This is a genomic window from Xanthobacter sediminis (assembly GCF_043195015.1).
Lineage (GTDB): Bacteria > Pseudomonadota > Alphaproteobacteria > Rhizobiales > Xanthobacteraceae > Xanthobacter.
Genome location: NZ_JBAFWH010000059.1, coordinates 1 through 481 on the forward strand (window position 1 = coordinate 1; position 481 = coordinate 481).

1 pseudogene is annotated in these 481 nt (G+C 61.1%); it reads left to right on the top strand.

Features of this window, described 5'->3' with window-relative positions:
- Positions 1-63: 63 nt before the first annotated feature.
- Positions 64-481, top strand: a pseudogene (locus tag V5F61_RS21190) (IS5 family transposase); the annotation flags it as partial.

Sequence of the window (481 nt, forward strand, 5' to 3'; positions counted from 1 at the left end):
TAGGCTCAGGACCCATTGATTGGCAGGCGTCGATGTGATTCAGGCTCCATCAGGAGACTGAGCATGAGCGACCTGTATTGGCTGACGGACGAGCAGATGGCGCGGCTTGCACCGTATTTTCCCAAGAGCCACGGCAACCCACGGGTCGATGACCGGCGGGTGCTGAGCGGGATCATCTTCGTCAACCGGAACGGGCTGCGTTGGCGGGATGCGCCCATGGAATACGGGCCGCACAAGACATTGTATAACCGCTGGAAACGGTGGAGTGAGATGGGGGTGTTCGCTCGGATAATGGAAGGTCTGTCCGCCCAGAGGGCCGAACCCCAGACCATCATGATCGATGCGACCTATCTCAAGGCCCACCGCACGGCGTCCAGCCTTGGGGTAAAAAAGGGGATCTCGGGCGCCTGATCGGACGGACCAAGGGCGGCATGAACACCAAGCTGCACGCCGTGACGGACGCCAATGGCCGCCCCTTGAG